This is a genomic window from Mycolicibacterium smegmatis, from assembly GCF_001457595.1.
Lineage (GTDB): Bacteria > Actinomycetota > Actinomycetes > Mycobacteriales > Mycobacteriaceae > Mycobacterium > Mycobacterium smegmatis.
This window is the reverse complement of sequence record NZ_LN831039.1, coordinates 4,895,116-4,913,649: the sequence shown is the minus strand read 5'-3', so window position 1 is coordinate 4,913,649 and position 18,534 is coordinate 4,895,116. Positions and strand designations below refer to the sequence as shown.

The following is an 18,534-nucleotide window of genomic DNA, read 5'->3' as shown; positions in this document are numbered from 1 at the left end:
ATGCAGCTGACATTCGATTCCGACGTCGAGAAGTTCCGCGCAGAGTTCGTGGCGTTCCTCGACGCGAACCTCCCGTCCGAGGCCGCGACGCTGGAGCGTCCCCGGTCGGTCTCGCACATGCCGCAGTGGGCCCGCGACTGGCAGCGCCTGCTGTTCGACAACGGCTGGCTGCTGCCCGCCCAGCCGCCGGAGTTCGGCGGTCGCAACGCAAACGTCGTGCAGCAGTTCGTCCATCTCGACGAGCTGTGCCGCCGCCGGATCTACCACAGCTTCAACCCCCAGGGCGTCAACATCATCGCGGCGTCGCTCTTGACATTCGGCACCGAGGAGCAGAAGCACCGCTGGGCCGTGCCGGTGCTGCGTGGCGAGAAGACCGCGTCGCTGGGTATGAGTGAGCCGAGCGCGGGTTCGGACCTCGCATCGCTGCGCACCCGCGCGGTGCGCGACGGGGATGAGTTCGTGGTCAACGGTCAGAAGGTCTGGACGTCGGGGGCGCACGACGCCGACTGGCTGCTGACGTTCGTACGCACCGATCCGGATGCGCCCAAGCACAAGGGCATCAGCGTGCTGATCGTCCCGACCGACACCCCCGGCGTGGTGTGCAGGCCGTTCGCGGACATGACCGGCCAGGAGAACCTCGACTTCAACGAGGTGTTCTTCACCGATGCGCGCGTGCCCGCGGAGAACCTCGTGGGCCCGCTGAACCAGGGCTGGAAGGTGGCCAACGGCTCACTGGGCCACGAGCGCACCATGATGTGGCTCGGCTTCGCCGACCGCATCGACAACATGCTCGCCGACTTCAACCCCCGCACCGAACTCGAGCGCGACCAGTACGCCACGACCATCATGGACTACCAGGCGTTGCGCGCCTTGGGTTCTGCCGCGCTCGCACGCGCCGCGCGCGGCGAGCAGGACACCGCGTCGGTGTCGGTGCTCAAACTGCTGGGGTCCGAGGCCGAGCGCAACGCCTTCGAAAACGCGCTCGCCGCAGCGGGTCCCGAAGGCCTGATCCATCCGTCGACCAGCGGGCCCTACGCGCACATGAACCTCGACCACTACTTCGCGAGCTGGTTCGAGCGCTACGCCAGGAGCTTCGGCGGAACCATCGCAGGCGGCACGTCGGAGATCCAGCGCAACATCATCGCCACTCAGGTGCTCGGGCTGCCCCGCGGCTGAAGCGGGAGTAAGAACTCAGTACCGGCTGCAGCTGCTGGCGATCGAGGAGATGGTGCCGAAGTACTGCTGGGCCATGGGATTGGTCTGCAGCTGGTTGACGGTCTGCTGACGCTCGGCAGGCGCTGCGGCCAGGAAGTTGCGCAGCATGCCCTGCGCCATGGGTGAGGTGTTGAACTGGGCCGCCAGATCCGGCTGCTGAGCATTGAGCGCAGCCATCACCTGCTCGTAGCTGCAGGTTGTGTTGACGACCGCACTGAAGTCCGGCTGCGCGGATGCGATACCGGCCGACAACGGCAACGCAGCCGCCAACCCGGCCGCTGCGATCGCCAGTTTTGTGCGCGAGAACGTGAACACGTGCGCCACCCCCATCCTGCTCAGCCGTATTGCTGAGATATCGAAACCCGACTTGTGATCGAGATTAACAGGCGCGCGGGACACGCAGTGTTCCCGAGTTTGCCGACGGGTTTGCCCGCAGCGCGGTGTCAGTCGATGACCGCGCGTTCCTTGCGCTCGGTGATGGGGCGGGCGAGTTCCTCCTCGTTGCAGATGCGCTGCAGTTTCTCCAGCGTCTCGTCCAGGCCGGGGCCCAGCGGCCTGCTCGGGGTGAACGTGGCGGGGAGGTTGCGCATGCCCTGGATGACGCCGATGGTGTCGTAGTGCACGGTGCCCTCGGGGTCGCACACGTAGTCGGGCATGCGGTCCAGCACCGCGGTGAGCATCGACTTGAACACCGTGCGCGCCACGTTGGAGCCCACGCACCGGTGGACGCCGATGCCGAAGCTGAAGTGACGGTTGCCCTTGCGGTCCAGGATCACCTCGTTGGGCTTGTCGAACACCGACGGATCGCGGTTGGCCATCGCCCACGACAGCCACAGGCGTTCGTACTGCTTGAACTTGTACCCGGCCACCTCGGCGTCCTCGGCGAACGTACGGCCGTCGCCGGGTGCGGGTGTGAAGAACCGCAGGAACTCCTCGGTCGCGGGGTTCAGCAGCGTGTCGCGCTCCCGGCTGAGCCGCTCGCGCTCGTCGGGATGTTCGCCGAGCCACTCCAGCGCGTGCGCTGTGAGGGCCGTCGTGGTGTCGAAGCCGCCACCGATGATCAGGCCCAGGTTGCCCAGGATCTCCATGTCCGGCGCGGGTTCGCCGTCTATGCGCAGTTGCAGCAGGGCGTTGACCAGGCCGGGCCGCGGGTTCTGGCGGATCTCCATCATGTTGTTGATGAGATCGATGCCCATCTCGCGGTGCTGCTCGTTGATCTTCTCGCGCTCGGGGGCGTGCTCGGGGGTGTACACCGAGGCGTGGGTGGGCTCACTGTAGACGTTCCACTTCTTCAGTTCGATGCCCATCATCGCGAGCGTGAACACCGCGGGCACCACGTTGGCGAGATGCTCGACGAAGTCGATGCGGCCCGAGGAGATGTGCTCGTCGATCGCGGCGCGTGTGATCTCGTCGACGAACGGTTCCCACCGCTTGATCGCCGCGGGCGACAGGTAGGGGTTGAGCGCACCGCGGTACGCACTGTGCTCGGGTTCGTCCATCTCGAGGATGCCGCCGCGAACCACCGTGGCACGGCTGGCCTTCGGGATCGTGATGCCCTGGAACGGAGTCTCACCGCTGATGTCGTGGTGATTGGACACCACAGGGCAGCGCGCGAGTTCGAAGACCTCGTTGCTGCCCGCGGCCACCCAGTGGCCGTCGTAGGTCTCGGTCCACGCCACGGGGCACCGGGAGTGCATCTCCTCGGTGATCTTCTCGAACTGCAGCCGGTACTCCGGCGTGTGCCGATCGAAGTGGTAGGTGATCTTCTCACGGTCGTCGTCGGTCGTGACATCCTGGATGCTCACGGCTTGTCTCCCTTGGCTTTTGGTCTGGGTCAGACGGCGATCTGGATATGGCGTGGTGGCCGGGGACCGTATCGGTGTTATTCGATGACGATGGCTTGTTCTGGGCAGGAATGCGCGGCCTCGGCGACCGCGGCCTCCTGATCGGGCGGCACGATCTCCGACACCGGCGACGCGTGGCCGTCGACGTCGTCGAGTCGGAACGCCTCGGGTGCGATCATCGAGCACAGGGTGTGGCCCTGGCAGCGCTGCCCGTCAACTGACACCTTCACTGTTGTGCACTCCTCTCGGGCCGGTGAATTCTGTTGGGGGACATCACACGTGGTAGTCGTACCACTTGAGATAGCCGCCGGCGTCGACACGCAACTGCATGCCGGTGACGAAGCGGGACTCGTCCGACGCCAGCCACAGCACGGCATTGCTGATGTCGGACGGTTCCACCCACGGCACCTTCATGGCCTGCTGGACGTAGAACACCGGTTCGGCGTCGGCGCGCGTGGGGTGCTCCAGATCGGGGCGGAACGAGCGGTACATCGGCTCGCTCTGCAGCATGTCGGTGTTGCAGTTGGTCGGGTGGATCACGTTGGCGCGGATGCCCAGCGGGGTCAGTTCGGTCGCGAGGTAGTGCACATACTCCGAGATCATCCGCTTGGACACCATGTAGCCCATGCCGCCCGGATCGGCTCCCGGGTTGGGTTTGTTGTGGGCGTCCATCAACGCCGCGGCCGACGCGGTCGCGACGATCGACGCTCCCTCGCTCAGGTGGGGGAGTGCGACCTGGATGGCGTTGATGGTGCCGACCAGGTTGGTGTTGATCCCGTCGGTCCAGGCCTGAAGCGGCGGATTGCCTTTCATGGCAGCGATTCCGGCCTGCGCGACGACGATGTCGAGCTTGCCGAGCTCGGAGACGCCGCGCTCCAGCGCCTCCTTGAGTTGGGCGGCGTCGCGCACGTCTGCCTGCGCGGTCACGATGCGGCGGCCTGCCTTCTCGACGTAGCGCGCGGTCTCCTCGAGATCCTCCGGCGTGGCCAGCGAGTAGCCGATCGAGTCGATGTCCTGGCACAGGTCGACGGCGATGATGTCGGCGCCCTCTTCGGCGAGCCGAACAGCGTGGCTGCGGCCCTGGCCCCGTGCGGCACCGGTGATGAACGCGACCTTCCCGGCTACCCGGCCTTCTGCGCTTCCCATCCTTGTCCTTTCAGATGTGTGCCGAAAATTGGTGTGCTGGCGAACTTTCAGGTGTTCCGGCCGCCGTTGACGCCGAGAATCTGGCCCGTGATGTAGCCGGCCTCTTCGGAGATCAGGAAGGCGCAGGCCGCGGCGATGTCCCCGGGGCGGCCCATCCGGCGCACCGGGGTCGCCGCGATCTGCCGCTCGGTGTCACCGAGGAAGCCCTTGTCCTCGGCCTTGCGCAGCATCGGGGTGTCGATGAACCCGGGCGGCACGGCGTTGACCGTGATGCCGTTGGGGCCGTATTCCAGTGCCAGGCTTTTCGTCAGGCCGTTCACCGCCGACTTCGCCGCGACGTACGGCGCCATGTAGGGCTGCCCCGAGTGCGTGCTGGACGACGAGATGTTCACGATGCGTCCCCAGCCGGCCTCGATCATGTCGGGCAGCACGGCCTGGACGCAGTGGAAGACGCCGTTGAGGTTGACATCGATGACCTGCTGCCATTTCTCGAACGAGATGTCGGTGAAGCGCTTGAAGCAGTCGAGGCCGGCTGCGTTGACCAGAACGGAGACCGGACCGAGCTGTGCGCGGACCGCGTTCATCGCCGCGTCGACCGCGACGCGGTCGGTGACATCGGCGACGTGGGAGAACTCGTCATCCGACGGCTGCAGATCCAGTGAGGCGACATTGAGGCCGTCGGCACGCAGCCGGGCCACGATCGCCGCTCCGATCCCGGAGCCGCCTCCGGTTACCACCGCGTTCTTCACGACAAACCTCCGGGTTCAGTGCCGGACCCGGCTCTATCAACCTTCAAGAATCATCCTTCCGATTATGAGAACCGTACTCTCGCGTATGAGGAGTTCGCAAGATCTGGGTGTGGCGTGGATACCGCCTGCTCGCGGGCGTCGGTGCCGCGAGACCACTCATGACTAGCTCATCTGGGTTTCCCTTGAGTTCTCATCGAGCGAATGTATGATTCGCCGGTGATGAGAATGAAATTTCCATCACATACCGAGCAGGCCGCCGAGGAGGATGATGCAGGAGACGTCGACGATCGCCGCAGGACAGCGTGCTGACCGGAAGTTGTTGATCGGCGGAGAGCTGCGCGAGACGTCGCGGACGTTTCCTTCCGTCAACCCCGCGACCGCCGAGGTGCTGGGTTACGCGCCCGACGCCACGGTCGCCGACGCCGAGGCCGCCGTCGCAGCCGCGCGCACGGCGTTCGACACCACGAGCTGGTCCACCGACACCGAGTTCCGCGTGCACTGCCTCGAGCAGTTCCACCGGGCCCTTCTCGAGCACCGCGACGAGCTGGCAGCGCTGACCACCGCCGAGGTGGGTGCCACGGCCGCACTGTGTGCAGGCGCGCAACTGGACCAGCCGATCGACATCGTGCGGTACTACGCCGAACTGCTGGCGACCTATCCGCTCACCGAGGACCTCGGGAACATCGAGAGCCGCGGTATGCAGCACCACCGGTGGGTCGAGAAAGAGGCCGCAGGCGTCGTCGCCGCGATCATCGCCTACAACTATCCGAATCAGCTCGCGCTGGCCAAGCTCGCGCCCGCGCTGGCCGCGGGCTGCACGGTGGTGCTCAAGGCGGCCCCGGACACGCCGCTGATCACCCTCGCGCTCGGTGAGCTGATCGCCCACCACACCGACATCCCGCCCGGCGTCGTCAACGTGATCTCGGGCGCCGATCCGGAGGTCGGCGCCGTGCTGACCACGAGTCCCGACGTCGACATGGTGACCTTCACCGGTTCCACCCCGACCGGGCGGCGCATCATGGCCGCCGCGAGCGAAACGCTCAAGAAGGTGTTCCTCGAGCTCGGCGGCAAGTCCGCGGCGATCATCCTCGACGATGCCGACTTCAACACGGCCGCACTGTTCTCGGCGTTCTCGATGGTGACGCACGCCGGGCAGGGCTGCGCGCTGACGTCGCGCCTGCTGGTGCCCGCGGCGCACAAGGACGAGATCGTCGAGCTGATCAAGAACAACTTCGCGATGGTGCGCTACGGCGACCCGGCCGACCCCAAGACCTACATGGGTCCGCTGATCAGTGAGAAGCAGCGCGACAAGGTCGACGGCATGGTCAAGCGGGCCGTCGCGGCCGGCGCGACGCTGGTGACCGGAGGCGAGAAGGTCGACCCCGGCTACTTCTACACGCCGACGCTGCTGGCCGACGTCGATCCCGACAGCGAGATCGCGCAGGATGAGGTCTTCGGACCGGTCCTCGCGGTCATCTCCTACACCGATGACGACGACGCCGTGCGCATCGCCAACAACTCGATCTACGGGTTGTCCGGCGCGGTGTTCGGAAGCCAGGAGCGGGCGCTGGCCGTCTCGCGCAGGATCCGCACCGGCACGTTCTCGATCAACGGCGGCAACTACTTCAGCCCCGACAGCCCGTTCGGCGGCTACAAGCAGTCGGGCATCGGCCGCGAGATGGGCACCGCGGGACTCGAAGAGTTCCTGGAGTCCAAGACGTTCGCCACGGTGGTGGCCTAGCGATGGAAGCCGATACGAGAGGGCACGAATGAGCGGACCGCTGGAAGGAATTCGAATCCTCGAGGTCGCCATGTACGGGTTCGTCCCGTCCGCGGGCGCCGTGCTGGGGGAGTGGGGCGCCGACGTCATCAAGGTCGAGCACGCGGTCACGGGCGATCCGCAGCGCGGTCTGCGCCAGACCGGACCTCTGCGGGTCGACGGTGATCCGAACCCGAACATCGAACACGCCAACCGCGGAAAGCGCAGCATCGGCCTGGACATGTCGGTGCCCGCTGGGCGGGAGGTCCTGCTCGAACTCGCACGACGTGCCGATGTGTTCCTCACCAGCTTCCTGCCCGGGCACCGCGAGAAGTTCGGCATCGACGTCGACGACATCCGCGCGGTCAACCCGAAGATCATCTACGCGCGCGGCAGCGCGCTCGGGCCGCGCGGCGAGGAGTCGGTCAAGGGCGGTTACGACATGACCGCGTTCTGGTGCCGCGCCGGCGCCGCCGCGACCATCACGCCGCCGGGCATCGAGGGCATGATCGGCCCGCCGGGACCGGCGTACGGCGACACCATCTCCGGAACCAACCTCGCCGGCGGCATCGCGGCGGCGCTGTTCAAGCGCGAACGCACGGGCGAACCCTCGGTCGTGGACGTCTCGCTGCTGGGCAGCGGTCTGTGGGCCATGGGGCACACCATCGCCCTGACCAGCCACCTCAACGAGTTGATGGTGCAACCGCCGCCGGGCGTGCACGGTTCGCCGATCAATCCGCTCGTGGGTCTCTACGGCACGGCCGACGGCCGCTACATCTCGTTCGTGATGATGCAGCCCACCAAGTTCTGGGCCGACGTGTGCCGCCACATGGATCTCGAGCACTACATCGACGACCCGAGGTTCGCGACGGCCGAGTCCATCGCCGAGAACACCGCGGCCGCGGTCGACATCCTGACCGAGGCGATGAAGAAGCGCACGCTGCCCGAGTGGAGCGAGCGGTTCGCGACGCTCGCCGGGCCCTGGGCGCCCGTGCAGGACACCCTGCAGGCCGCGCAGGACGCCCAGATCCGGGCCAACGAATATCTCGTGCAGGCCGGCGAGCTCGAGCTCGTCACCAACCCGGTGCAGTTCGACGTGTCCGCACCGAGTCCTGGGCCCGCGCCGGGTTTTGCCGAACAGACCGACGACATCCTCGCCGAACTCGGGCTCGACTGGGATCGCATCATCGAACTCAAGACCGCCGGCGCAGTCACCTAGATCCCCATGAGCGCGACATCCGGAACGGACCTGCCCTGTCGGTACACCCGGCAGGCAGGTTTGCCCATTGCGGCCGCGGCAAAAGGCTGCCGAACCAGGCCTGGGGTGGCTGTCGCCGTCGACGGTAGGGTGCTTCGCCCGGAATCGACGGTGCCAGAAGAAATACCAACCACCCGAGCGGGTTCTGCTGAATTTGCCCTCGGAACAGTTCCCGAGTCCGATACGATCGGCGCCTTGGTTGCGGACGCGCGGACGTCACTTCCTTTGCGGATCAGCGCAATCGGCGCCCGCGTCGCGACCGGTTCGATCGTGTGCGTGCTGCGAGCCGGTGAATTGACCGCAGTGTCAACAGAAAACGACCTGGAGGGACCACAAGCCGATGGCCAATAGGTGGTCGCCCGGTGTGAATCTGGGCCGCAACCTGTCCGGGCCCATGCAGGCCGTCGGGGCGCTGTTCTCGATGTCGCTCGACGCGATCATGTTCGCGTTCCGCCGTCCGTTCCAGGGACGCGAATTCCTCGATCAGTGCTGGTTCATCGCGCGGGTGTCGATGGCGCCGACGCTGCTGGTGGCCATCCCGTTCACGGTGCTCGTGAGCTTCACGCTGAACATCCTGCTGCGCGAGTTGGGCGCCGCGGATCTCTCCGGAGCGGGTGCGGCGTTCGGCGCGGTGACCCAGCTGGGCCCGATGGTGACGGTGCTGATCGTCGCCGGGGCAGGTGCGACCGCGATGTGTGCCGACCTCGGCTCCCGCACCATCCGCGAGGAGATCGACGCCATGGAGGTGTTGGGGATCAACCCCATCCAGCGTCTCGTGACACCGCGGATCCTCGCCTCGGGTCTGGTGGCGCTGCTGCTCAACAGCCTCGTGGTGATCATCGGCATCCTGGGCGGCTACGTGTTCTCGGTGTTCATCCAGGACGTCAACCCCGGTGCCTTCGCCGCGGGCATCACCCTGCTGACCGGTGTGCCCGAGGTGATCATCTCGTGCATCAAGGCCGCGCTGTTCGGGCTCATCGCCGGCTTGGTGGCCTGTTACCGCGGGCTCACGATCGTCGGCGGCGGCGCCAAGGCCGTGGGCAACGCGGTCAACGAGACCGTGGTGTACGCCTTCATGGCGCTGTTCGTGATCAACGTGGTGGTGACCGCCATCGGCATCCGGATGACGACGGGATAGGCGCGCCGATGGGAACCATGACGATCCTGCGGTCGACCTACCCGCGCCTGACCCGGCAGTTCAACAAGCCGGTCGCGACGCTGAGCCGCGTGGGCGACCACACGCTGTTCTACCTGCGCGCGATCGCGGGCACGCCGCACGCGGCACTGCACTACCGCAAGGAACTCGTCCGGCTCATCGCCGAGATCTCCATGGGCGCGGGCACGCTCGCGATGATCGGCGGCACCGTCGTCATCGTCGGGTTCCTGACCCTGGCCACCGGCGGCGTGCTGGCGATCCAGGGGTACTCGTCGCTGGGCAACATCGGCATCGAGGCGCTCACCGGATTCCTCTCGGCGTTCATCAACGTGCGCATCGCCGCGCCGGTGGTCGCGGGCATCGGCCTGGCGGCCACGTTCGGCGCAGGCGTGACCGCCCAACTCGGCGCGATGCGCATCAACGAGGAGATCGACGCGCTCGAATCGATGGCGATCCGGCCCGTCGAGTACCTCGTGAGCACCCGCATCGTCGCCGGGATGATCGCCATCACGCCGCTGTACGCGATCGCGGTGATCCTGTCGTTCCTCGCGTCGCAGTTCACCACGGTGGTGCTGCTCGGCCAGTCCGGCGGGCTCTACAACCACTACTTCGACACGTTCCTCAACCCGATCGACCTGTTGTGGTCGTTCCTGCAGGCGATCCTGATGGCCATCACGATCCTGTTGATCCACACGTACTTCGGATACTTCGCGTCCGGCGGGCCGTCCGGTGTCGGCGTGGCGGTCGGCAATGCCGTGCGCACCTCGCTGATCGTCGTCGTCTCCGTGACGCTGCTGGTGTCGCTGGCGGTGTACGGATCCAACGGAAACTTCAACTTGTCGGGGTAGGAGCGAAAGTTGACACGAAACGTCGGCCCGGGGCCGGCCCACCGGTCCGAGACGGACAGTTCGGCCGCACCCGTCGCGGCCCGTCCGGGCCGCAGCTTCGGCGCGCGCGGTCACGCCCGTCCGCTCGCAGGCCTCGCCACCGTCGTCGTGGTCGGTCTGATCATCGCCCTCGCGGTGACGTTGTTCCGTGGTGATTTCACGAAAACCGAACCGGTGACCCTGATCTCCGACCGCGTCGGCCTGGTGATGAACCCCGACGCCAAGGTCAAGATGCGCGGCGTCCAGGTCGGCACGGTGGGCAGGATCGAGACGCTGCCCGACGGCCGGGCCGCGCTGCACCTCGACATGGATCCCGGCCAACTGCGCCTCATCCCCGGCAACGTGACGGCCGACATCGCGTCCTCGACGGTCTTCGGCGCGAAATTCGTCGACCTCGTCCCGCCTGGCAAGCCCGAGGGCACCCTGCAACCCGGGCAGGTCCTGCAGGGCGAGCACGTCACCGTCGAGGTCAACACGGTGTTCCAGCAACTCACGCGCGTGCTCGACAAGATCGATCCCGCCAAGCTGAACGAGACCCTCGGCGCGATCTCCGCGGCGTTCGGCGGACGCGGCGAGAAGATGGGGCAGACCGTCAGCGACTTCGAGGCTCTCCTGGAAAAGCTCGAACCGAGCCTGCCGAACCTGAACCGCGACATCGAATCGATGGCGGTGGTGTCAGGTGCATACGGCGACGCCGCGCCGGACCTGCTCAAGACCATCGAGAACACCAACCGCATCAGCGACAGCATCGTCGACGAGCAACAGAACCTCGATGCCTTCCTGGTCAGTTCGATCGGACTGGCCGACGTCGGCAACGACGTGATCGGCGGCAACCGTGAGGCGCTGAGCACCACACTGGACCTCCTGGCGCCCACCACCGATCTGCTCAACGAGTACGCACCGGGCCTCAACTGTGCGCTTGAGGGCATGGCATGGGTGAAAAACCAACCGCCGCAGAGTGACCCGGGCGTTCTGGTCAATGTCGCGTTCACGCTCGGCATCGAACGCTACCGTTACCCGCAGAACCTGCCCAAGGTGGCGGCCAAGGGCGGACCGCACTGCATGGGCCTGCCGCACATCGGTTTCGGGCAGCGCTCCAAGTACCTGGTCACCGACACCAACGCCAACCCGTGGCAGTACGGCAACCAGGGCATCCTGCTGAACTCCGACGGCCTCAAGCAGCTGTTGTTCGGCCCGCTGGACGGACCGCCACGTAACACCGCACAGATCGGAATGCCCGGATGAGGCGCGCATCGAGCACACTCGTCAAGTTCGGGGTGTTCGCCGTCGTGATGGCGGTTCTCACCGCGTTTTTGTTCATGACCTTCTCGGAATACCGCGGCGGCTCGTACGCGGGCTATTCCGCGGTGTTCGACGACGCGTCGCGACTGGAATCCGGAGACTCGGTGCGCGTCGCCGGTGTCCGGGTGGGCACGGTGAAAAACGTTTCACTGCAACCCGACCGGACCGTACTGGTCGATTTCGACACCGAACGCAACATCGCGCTCACCACCGGGACAAAGGCGGCCGTGCGCTACCTGAACCTCGTCGGTGACCGATACCTGGAGTTGATCGACAGCCCGGGTTCGACGCGACTGCTGCCGGCAGGCTCGCAGATCCCCAAGGAGCGCACCGCGAGTGCGCTGGACCTCGACCTGCTGCTCGGCGGTCTGAAACCGGTGATCCAGGGCCTGGATCCGCAGGATGTGAATGCGCTGACATCGTCGCTGATCCAGATCTTCCAGGGGCAGGGCGACACGCTCAGCTCGCTCATGAGCAAGACCTCGTCGTTCTCGAACACGTTGGCGGACAACGACCAGGTGATCGGCCAGTTGATCGAGAATCTCGACACCGTGGTGGACACCCTGAACCGCGACGGCGGAAAGTTCTCCGCCACGGTCGATCGTCTGGAGCAGTTGATCAGCGGCCTGTCGCAGGACCGTGACCCGATCGGCACGGCCGTCACGCAACTCGACAACGGCACCGCATCCATCGCGACCCTGCTGACGCAGGCCCGACCTCCTTTGGACGCCACCGTCGATCAGCTCAACCGGATGGCGCCGCTGCTCGACGACCACAAGGTGGTCCTCGACCGTGGTCTGCAGAAGGCGCCGGCCAACTACCGCAAGCTCGCACGCCTCGGGTCGTACGGCAGCTGGATCATGTACTACGTGTGCGGTATCTCGATCCGCGTCACCGACCTTCAGGGCAGGACTGCCGTCTTCCCGATGATCAAGCAAGAAGGCGGGAGGTGCGCGGAGCCCTGATGCTCAAATATCGCGAGTCAAATCTGGTGAAGGCCGGCCTGACCGGCACGGTGCTGATGATCCTCGTCGTCGCCGTGGGCCTGCAGCCCGAGCGGTTGTTGCAGTGGGCGTCGTCGGTGCGTCATCAGGCGTTGTTCACCGAGGCCGGCGGCATCGCCGTCGGCAACGACGTGACCCTCTCTGGCATCAAGGTCGGGTCTGTGACCGACATCCGGCTGCAGAACGGCGACGCGCTGGTGACCTTCACGACCGAGGGCAAGTATCCGCTCGGTTCGACGACAACTGCCCACATCCGCACGGGTTCTCTTCTGGGCGAGCGGGTTCTGACACTGGAACCGGCGGGCAGCGGCACACTGCGGTCCACCGACGTGATCCCGACGTCGCGCACGTCCTCGCCCTACTCCCTGACCGATGCCGTCGGTGAACTGGCCGAGAACACCAAAGGCACCGACACCGCGTCGCTCAACCAGTCGCTGGACACACTGTCGGCCACCATCGATCAGCTCGCGCCCCAGCTGGGTCCGACCTTCGACGGTCTGAGCCGGCTGTCACAGTCGATCAACGGCCGCAACGAGAGCCTCGCGAGCCTGCTCAAGAGCGCGAGCGAGGTCACAGGTGTGCTGTCGCAGCGCAGTCAGCAGCTGAACACGTTGATACTCAACGCCAATGACCTGCTGGGCGTGCTCAACGACCGCCGCGAGGCCATCGTCGACCTGATGGCCAACACATCCGCGGTCGCCGAACAACTCAGGGGCCTCGTCGCCGACAACGTGGCCGAACTGGCCCCGACACTGGAGCGGCTGAACCGGGTGACCGAGGTTTTGCAGAGCAACCGCGACAACATCAACAAGATGCTTCCCGACATGAAGAAGTTCATGCTGTCGCAGGGTGAGACGCTTGCCAACGGGCCGTACTACAACGCGTACGTGCCCAACCTCGCGGTCGCACAGTTCGCATTGCAGCCGTTCCTGGACTACGCGTTCGGCTTCCGTCGCGGCCAGAACGCGGGCCAGCCGCCCGACAACGTCGGCCCGCGCGCCGAGCTGCCGCTGCCGTACAACGGGATTCCGGGAGGTTCACGCTGATGAACCGCAAGCGGATTGCCAAGGGGCTCGCCGTCGGGCTGGTGGTACTGCTCGTCGCGGGCGCGGCCGTGTTGGTCCGGCAGGTGTTCTTCGCGCCCAGGACATTCCAGGCGCTGTTCACCTCGGCCACCGGCATCTACCCGGGTGACGACGTGCGGGTGTCCGGTGTCAAGGTCGGTACCATCGAGGCGATCACCCCCGAGGGGACCCAGACCAGGCTGACCCTCAAGGTCGACCGCGGTGTGCAGATCCCGGCGGACGCCAAGGCTGTCATCGTCGCGCAGAACCTCGTCGCGGCACGCTACGTGCAGCTGGCCCCGGCGTACCGCTCAGAGGGCCCCACGCTGCCCGACGACGCCGTGATCGGCCTGGACCGCACGGCCGTCCCGGTGGAGTGGGACGAGGTCAAGGAGCAACTCACCCGCCTGGCCACCGAACTCGGACCGCGAAGCGGCGTCGACGGCACCTCGATGTCACGGTTCATCGAGACGACCGCCGACGCGATGGAGGGCAACGGCGAGAAGCTGCGCAACACCATCTCCCAGTTGTCGGGTGTCGCACGCATTCTCGCCGAGGGCAGCGGCAACATCGTCGACATCATCAAGAACCTGCAGACGTTCGTCACCGCGTTGCGTGACAGCAATCAGCAGGTGGTGGCGTTCCAGAACCGCCTGGCCACGCTCACCAGCGTGGTCGACGGAAGCCGATCGGATCTCGATGCCGCGCTGAAGAACCTGTCGGTCGCGGTCGGTGAGGTGCAGCGCTTCGTGGCGGGCAGCCGCAACCAGACCTCGGAGCAGATTCAACGGCTCGCCGATGTCACCTCGAACCTCGTCGATCAGCGCCTGCAGGTCGAGAACTTGTTGCACATCGCGCCCAACGCGTTCGTCAACGGCTACAACATCTACAACCCGGATTCCGGAAGTCCGGTGGGACAGTTCGTGTTCCACAACATGAGCGAGCCGTTGCACTTCATCTGCGGGGCGATCGGGGCCGTCGAGAACGTCACCGCACCCGAGACCGCGAAGCTGTGTGCGCAGTACCTCGGTCCGGCGTTGCGCCTGCTGAACTTCAACAACGTGCCGTTCCCGGTCTCGCCGTACCTCATGCCGTCGGCGAACCCGGAGAACCTCATCTACTCCGAACCGAACCTGGCACCCGGTGCCGGCGGGGGATCTCCCCAACCGCCCGAGACACCGCCTGTGCTGTCGGCCTACAACCCGGGACCGCCCCCGCCGCCGCCGTTCACCGGGCGTCCTCCCGGCACGCCGCCGCCCGGCGCTGCGCAGTTGCTGCCGGGAGCACCGCCGATCGTGCCGCCGAACGTGCCGTCGTCGGTGCGCGACATGCTCGCCCCGGCGGGTCCGCCGCCCGGGCCCGTTCCGGAAACCGGTCCCGCACCTGGACCGTTACCGGCCGAAGCGCCCCTTGAGCCTGCGGAAGGGACACCACCGGCATGAGGATCCGAAAGCGGATACGGCTCGCCGTCGCGGCCGGTACATGTGTCGCGCTGACCGCGAGCGGGTGCGCCTTCCAGGGTGTCAACTCGCTGCCCCTGCCTGGCGCGGAGGGACGCGGGCCGATTCGGTCGTGTACCACGTCGAAATCGCCAATGTGGCAACGCTCGAACCGAATTCACCGGTGATGATGAACGACGTCGTCGTCGGCAGCGTGCGCAGGCTGGCCGTGCGCGACTGGCACGCCGACGTCGAGTTCTCGGTGGAACCGGGCGTGGTGGTGCCTGCCAACGCAGTCGCGACCATCGGACAGACCAGCCTGCTGGGCTCGATGCACCTGGCGCTCAACCCGCCGCTCGGCCAGGAGCCGCAGGGGCGTCTGACACCGGGTGGAACGATCCCGCTGAACAGCGCGTCGACGTATCCGACCACCGAGCAGACGCTCTCGTCGTTGGCGGCCGTGGTCAACGGCGGCGGCCTCGGACAGATCGGCGAGGTGATCCACAACTTCAGCGTTGCCCTCGACGGGCGGGAGGCGGACTTCCGCGACCTGCTCACACGTCTCGACAATTTCGTGGGCACGCTCGACGCCCAGCGCGACAACATCGTGTCGTCGATCGACTCGCTGAACCGGCTGGCCTCGACGTTCGCCGGCCAGAGTGAAGAGATCACCCGGGCCCTCAACAAGATTCCGCCTGCCATGGACGTGTTGATCCAGGAGCGGCCACGGTTCACCACGGCACTGCAGAAGCTGGGAACGTTCGGCAGTACCGCGCATCAGTTGGTCAACGAATCGCAGGACGACCTGGTGCGTAACCTGCGCAACCTGGAGCCCGCGATCAAGGCGCTCGCCGACGTCGGGCCCGACCTGGCGGGTGTGCTCGAATACGCCGGGCACTTCCCGTTCACGCAGAGCTTCATCGACCGCGCGATCCGTGGTGACTACTGGAACCTGTTCGCGACCATCGACCTGACCATCCCGCGGCTCAAGCGCAGCCTGATGCTCGGTACGCGATGGGAACAGGAAGGTGCGCAACTGGTTCCGGCGCCCGGCGATCCGTACTACCTCAACTACACGTACGACCCGCTCAAGGCCGGGGTCGAGACGCCCGGGCCCGCCTCTTTCCCGCCGCCTTTCGCGGACCCACCGGTACCCGCGGCGCCGGTCGACCAGACCACGCTCCCGTTGCCGGAAGCGCCGCCGGGGCCCCCGCCCGCCTACGCCGGCCCGGTGCTGCCGGTGGCTCCGCCTGCGCCGATGACGCTGCCAGGAGTGCCCGCGCCGGTGACGACACCCGGAGATCCCACGCAGATCTTCGCGGGACCGTATGGCGACCAACCGAATCCACCGACGGAAGCGCCGGCACCGGCCCAGCCCACGACAGGGGGTGGCGGGTAATGCTCACCCGTTTCATACGCACCCAGCTGATCATCTTCACGATCGCCTCGATCGTGGGTGTGGCGGTGATGTTGTTCGCCTACATGCAGGTGCCGACCCTGCTGGGGCTCGGACGCATCACGGTGACGCTGCAACTGCCGGCAACCGGTGGTCTCTACCAGTTCAGCAACGTCACTTATCGCGGGTCGCAGATCGGCAAGGTGACTGCGGTCGAGCTCACCGAGACCGGCGCCGAGGCCACGCTGTCGCTGGACCGCTCACCCAAGGTGCCCGCGGATCTGCAGGCGCAGGTGCGCAGCATGTCGGCAGTGGGCGAGCAGTACGTGGAACTGTTGCCGCGCAAGGACTCCGGGCCGTATCTGGAGAACGGATCGGTGATCCCGGCGTCCGAGACCACCATTCCGCAAGCGGTCGGCCCGATGCTCGATCAGCTCAGCGCGCTGGTGGACACCATCCCCAAGGACAAGTTGAGCCAGTTGCTCGACGAGTCCTACGACGCGTTCAACGGCACGGGGTTCGACTTCGGTTCGCTGCTGGATTCGGCGTCCACCATCACCACGGATGCCAGTGCGGTGTCCGACCAGACCCGTGCGCTGATCGACGACTCCGGACCGTTCCTCGACGCGCAGGCCCAGACCGCGGATTCGATCCGCACCTGGGCGCGCAGCCTCGCCGGCATCACCGGGACGGTGTCCGACGACGACGCACAGATCCGCACAGTTCTGCGCGAGGGGCCTGGTTTCGCGCAGGAGACCTCCCGCCTGCTCGATGGGATCAAACCGACACTGCCGGTGCTGCTGGCCAACCTGACCACCATCGGGCAGATCGCGGTGACCTACAACCCCTCGATCGAACAGTTGCTGGTCCTGTTGCCGCCGTATGTCGCCCAGATCCAGACGTACACGCCGACCAACAGCCCGGCCGGCCTTCCCAACGGTGAGTTCTCGCTGGGCCTCGGTGACCCGTCGTCGTGCACCGTGGGCTTCCTGCCTCCATCGGCATGGCGTTCACCGGCCGACGAGAGCGATATGGACACCCCCGACAACCTCTACTGCAAGCTGCCGCAGGATTCGCCGGTGGCGGTACGTGGTGCGCGCAACTATCCGTGCATGGCTCATCCCGGTAAGCGCGCGCCCACGGTCGAGCTGTGCAACGACCCCAACGGCTACCAGCCGCTGGCGCAACGCCAGCACACGCTCGGCCCGTACCCGTTCGACCCCAACCTCATAGCTCAAGGTGTCGCACCGGATTCGCGTGTGCGGCCCGACGACAAGATCTTCGGTCCGCTGCAGGGCAGCCCGCTGCCGCCTGGCGTGACGGCGCCTCCGCAGGGTCCGCCTCCTGCGCCGCAGCCACCACCGAATTTCGCGGGCACCAACCCTGGTCCGATGCTGCCGGGGCAGCCGATCTACGTCGATCCGCCGGTGCCGGGGCAGCCGCCGGCGCCGATCCGCAACCCAGAGATCGTGCCGCTGCCTCCCGCGCAACTGCCGCAGGCCACCGAAGTGCCTGTGCCGCACGGTCTCACAGCTCCGCCGCCGGCGACGGATCCAGGTGCACCCGTGGCCGCGCCGAGTGCGTTCGACGGTGGGAAATCGTCCGGGCCCGCGGTGACGGTGGCCAAGTACAACCCGCGCAACGGCGAGTACATGGGCGCCGACGGCAAGCTCTACCGCCAGGCCAACCTGGTGGGTAACGCCAAGTCGTGGCAGGATCTGATGCCGAGCTGAGGGCGGTTGGTCAGATCTTCTTCATGTAGAACGGCATCCGGATCGCGGGCCACTGATTGCGGCCGCAGGATCCACTGGGACCTGTCGTGGTGTCCTCGCCGGCATATTCGTCGGAATTGACGTCGACTTGCGCGTTTTCTCCGACCGGGTAGAACTTGTAGATCTGTAGACCCTCGATGGGGGTTCCGTCGGCGCAGTACCGCCATTGCGGCAGAACCCTTTTGACGTACCACAGGCCGCTGTTGGTGTAGATCGGCGCCGACCAGCCCTGATCGCTTGTCACCGTGCCCGTGCACTCGGTCGGTGACACGCACTGCGTGCTGACGGTCCACGTGCCGCGGGTCGACGGCTGCTTCTGGTAGCGCTCGTTGATCTTCGCCCACTCGCCGTTGGACGACATGGCGAACGTGCCGTTGATACCCCAGCCCTCGCCGGCCGACGCGGTCGGTGCGCCCAAGAGGCCCAGCGCGGTCGCCGAGGCCAAGATCGCCGCGCCCGCAATCATTTTGGTGGTCGACATGAGCCGCTCCTCAAGGGATCGAAAACGATCGGTACCGGCATTCTCGACTAGGAGGATAACAG

At 66.4% G+C, this 18,534-nt stretch carries 16 protein-coding genes and 1 pseudogene; 11 read left to right on the top strand and 6 right to left on the bottom strand.

Going from position 1 to position 18,534, the window contains the following annotated elements:
- Positions 1-1,176: an acyl-CoA dehydrogenase family protein gene (locus tag AT701_RS23470; RefSeq protein WP_011730097.1), complete on the top strand. Its 1,176-nt coding sequence runs from the start codon at positions 1-3 to the stop codon at positions 1,174-1,176.
- Positions 1,177-1,191: 15 nt separating this feature from the next.
- On the opposite strand, the gene AT701_RS23465 is transcribed toward AT701_RS23470, so the two are convergent.
- From AT701_RS23465 to AT701_RS23445, 5 genes are all read right to left on the bottom strand, one after another.
- The gene (locus AT701_RS23465; protein ID WP_058126687.1) at positions 1,192-1,545 is read right to left on the bottom strand and encodes a hemophore-related protein; all 354 of its coding nucleotides are present in this window, start codon (positions 1,543-1,545) and stop codon (positions 1,192-1,194) included.
- A gap of 113 nt (positions 1,546-1,658) precedes the next feature.
- The gene (locus AT701_RS23460; RefSeq protein WP_011730096.1) at positions 1,659-3,020 is read right to left on the bottom strand and encodes a cytochrome P450; all 1,362 of its coding nucleotides are present in this window, start codon (positions 3,018-3,020) and stop codon (positions 1,659-1,661) included.
- A gap of 77 nt (positions 3,021-3,097) precedes the next feature.
- The gene (locus AT701_RS23455) at positions 3,098-3,289 is read right to left on the bottom strand and encodes a ferredoxin (RefSeq protein ID WP_003896201.1); all 192 of its coding nucleotides are present in this window, start codon (positions 3,287-3,289) and stop codon (positions 3,098-3,100) included.
- Between the two features lie 43 nt (positions 3,290-3,332).
- A complete protein-coding gene (locus AT701_RS23450) occupies positions 3,333-4,205 on the bottom strand; it encodes a mycofactocin-coupled SDR family oxidoreductase (protein WP_003896200.1) in 873 nt (290 codons plus the stop codon).
- A gap of 47 nt (positions 4,206-4,252) precedes the next feature.
- A complete protein-coding gene (locus AT701_RS23445) occupies positions 4,253-4,954 on the bottom strand; it encodes an SDR family NAD(P)-dependent oxidoreductase (protein WP_011730095.1) in 702 nt (233 codons plus the stop codon).
- 268 nt (positions 4,955-5,222) lie between these two features.
- Here AT701_RS23445 and AT701_RS23440 point away from each other — a divergent pair, with 268 nt between their 5' ends.
- From AT701_RS23440 to AT701_RS23390, 10 genes and pseudogenes are all read left to right on the top strand, one after another.
- Complete coding sequence (locus tag AT701_RS23440) at positions 5,223-6,695, top strand: aldehyde dehydrogenase family protein (protein ID WP_058127715.1); 1,473 nt, start codon at positions 5,223-5,225, stop codon at positions 6,693-6,695.
- A gap of 28 nt (positions 6,696-6,723) precedes the next feature.
- Complete coding sequence (locus AT701_RS23435; protein ID WP_011730093.1) at positions 6,724-7,932, top strand: CaiB/BaiF CoA transferase family protein; 1,209 nt, start codon at positions 6,724-6,726, stop codon at positions 7,930-7,932.
- Between the two features lie 379 nt (positions 7,933-8,311).
- On the top strand, positions 8,312-9,109 hold the full coding sequence (locus tag AT701_RS23425) for an MlaE family ABC transporter permease (RefSeq protein ID WP_014878149.1): 798 nt from the start codon (positions 8,312-8,314) through the stop codon (positions 9,107-9,109).
- 8 nt (positions 9,110-9,117) lie between these two features.
- The gene (locus tag AT701_RS23420) at positions 9,118-9,975 is read left to right on the top strand and encodes an MlaE family ABC transporter permease (RefSeq protein ID WP_014878148.1); all 858 of its coding nucleotides are present in this window, start codon (positions 9,118-9,120) and stop codon (positions 9,973-9,975) included.
- A gap of 9 nt (positions 9,976-9,984) precedes the next feature.
- Positions 9,985-11,259, top strand: a complete 1,275-nt coding sequence (locus AT701_RS23415; protein WP_011730089.1) for an MCE family protein — start codon at positions 9,985-9,987, stop codon at positions 11,257-11,259.
- Complete coding sequence (locus AT701_RS23410; RefSeq protein WP_011730088.1) at positions 11,256-12,281, top strand: MCE family protein; 1,026 nt, start codon at positions 11,256-11,258, stop codon at positions 12,279-12,281. The genes AT701_RS23415 and AT701_RS23410 overlap by 4 nt, the downstream gene beginning before the upstream one ends.
- The gene (locus tag AT701_RS23405; RefSeq protein WP_058127714.1) at positions 12,281-13,366 is read left to right on the top strand and encodes an MCE family protein; all 1,086 of its coding nucleotides are present in this window, start codon (positions 12,281-12,283) and stop codon (positions 13,364-13,366) included. The genes AT701_RS23410 and AT701_RS23405 overlap by 1 nt, the downstream gene beginning before the upstream one ends.
- On the top strand, positions 13,366-14,826 hold the full coding sequence (locus AT701_RS23400) for an MCE family protein (protein ID WP_058126686.1): 1,461 nt from the start codon (positions 13,366-13,368) through the stop codon (positions 14,824-14,826). The genes AT701_RS23405 and AT701_RS23400 overlap by 1 nt, the downstream gene beginning before the upstream one ends.
- Positions 14,823-16,222: pseudogene (locus AT701_RS23395) on the top strand (MCE family protein). Before AT701_RS23400 ends, AT701_RS23395 begins: the two are co-directional and overlap by 4 nt.
- Positions 16,222-17,952 (top strand): MCE family protein, encoded by a 1,731-nt coding sequence (locus AT701_RS23390; protein WP_011730083.1) that lies wholly within the window; start codon positions 16,222-16,224, stop codon positions 17,950-17,952. Before AT701_RS23395 ends, AT701_RS23390 begins: the two are co-directional and overlap by 1 nt.
- Before the next feature lie 10 nt (positions 17,953-17,962).
- On the opposite strand, the gene AT701_RS23385 is transcribed toward AT701_RS23390, so the two are convergent.
- A complete protein-coding gene (locus AT701_RS23385; protein ID WP_011730082.1) occupies positions 17,963-18,472 on the bottom strand; it encodes an Rv2253/PknI dimerization domain-containing protein in 510 nt (169 codons plus the stop codon).
- Positions 18,473-18,534: the final 62 nt, after the last annotated feature.